Annotated in this window: 1 rRNA gene; it reads right to left on the bottom strand. The window is 49.1% G+C overall.

From position 1 onward, the window contains the following. A 23S ribosomal RNA gene (locus HBB17_RS08140) occupies positions 1 to 1,518 on the bottom strand; the annotation flags it as partial.

Below are 1,518 nucleotides of genomic sequence, written 5' to 3'. Positions count from 1 at the left end.
ATGAGCACTAGTTAGAAACCTAATACTACAAGGGTGGTATCCCAACATCGACTCCATGGCTACTGGCGTAACCACTTCTCAGTCTCCCACCTATCCTGTACATGTAATACCAAGTTCCAGTATCAAGCTGGAGTAAAGCTCCATGGGGTCTTTCCGTCCTGGCGCAGGTAACCAGCATCTTCACTGGTATTTCAATTTCACCGGGTGCATTGTCGAGACAGTGCTCAAATCATTACGCCTTTCGTGCGGGTCGGAACTTACCCGACAAGGAATTTCGCTACCTTAGGACCGTTATAGTTACGGCCGCCGTTTACTGGGGCTTAAGTTCAGAACTTCGAGTTACCTCTAATTCCTCCCCTTAACCTTCCAGCACCGGGCAGGCGTCAGCCCATATACTTCACCTTTCGGTTTTGCATAGACCTGTGTTTTTGCTAAACAGTTGCTTGAGCCTATTCTCTGCGGCCTGCGTTAGCAGGCACCCCTTCTCCCGAAGTTACGGGGTCATTTTGCCGAGTTCCTTAACAATGCTTCTCCCGTCGGCCTTAGGATTCTCTCCTCATCCACCTGTGTCGGTTTACGGTACGGGTACATAACAAACAATAGCGGCTTTTCTTGGCAGCTAGCTCACACACTTCCCTACTTTTATTTCGGTCCACGTCACGCCTTCCCATTGTATGGCGGATTTGCCTACCATACTGGTACCTCGCTTGTACCGGTCTTTCCAGTCCCGGCTTGTGCTTTCTCTCTGCGTCCCCACAGTTCTGTTATTATGCAGTACAGGAATTTCAACCTGTTATCCATCGACTACGTCTTTCGACCTCGCCTTAGGCCCCGACTTACCCAGAGCAGATCAGCTTTACTCTGGAAACCTTAGATATTCGGCCTAGAAGATTCTCACTTCTATCTCGCTACTCATTCCGGCATTCTCTCTTCTTAGCTCTCCACTGCTCCTTTCGGTACAGCTTCGGCGATCTAAGAATGCTCCTCTACCAATGTACATTCGTACATTCCACAGCTTCGGTGTCGTGTTTTAGCCCCGGACATTTTCGGCGCAGGACCTCTCGACCAGTGAGCTATTACGCACTCTTTTAATGTATGGCTGCTTCTGAGCCAACATCCTGGTTGTCTTTGAAATCCCACATCCTTTTCCACTTAACACGCACTTTGGGACCTTAGCTGGTGGTCTGGGCTCTTTCCCTTTTGACTACCCAACTTATCTCGTGTAGTCTGACTCCTGATCATCATCTATATGGCATTCGGAGTTTGATAATCTTCGGTAAGCTTTGACGCCCCCTAGGATATTCAGTGCTCTACCTCCATTAGACTAAATCAAGGCTAGCCCTAAAGCTATTTCGAGGAGAACCAGCTATCTCCGGGTTCGATTGGAATTTCTCCCCTACCCACACCTCATCGCCACCCTTTTCAACGGATGTGCGTTCGGTCCTCCATTGCCTTTTACGGCAACTTCAACCTGGACATGGGTAGATCACCCGGTTTCGGGTACACGTACACTGACTT

This window comes from Anaerosporobacter faecicola (assembly GCF_012070565.1).
Classification (GTDB): Bacteria; Bacillota; Clostridia; order Lachnospirales; family Lachnospiraceae; genus Anaerosporobacter; species Anaerosporobacter faecicola.
Note: the sequence above shows the minus strand (reverse complement) of the source record. Positions and strands in the feature narration are given on the sequence as shown.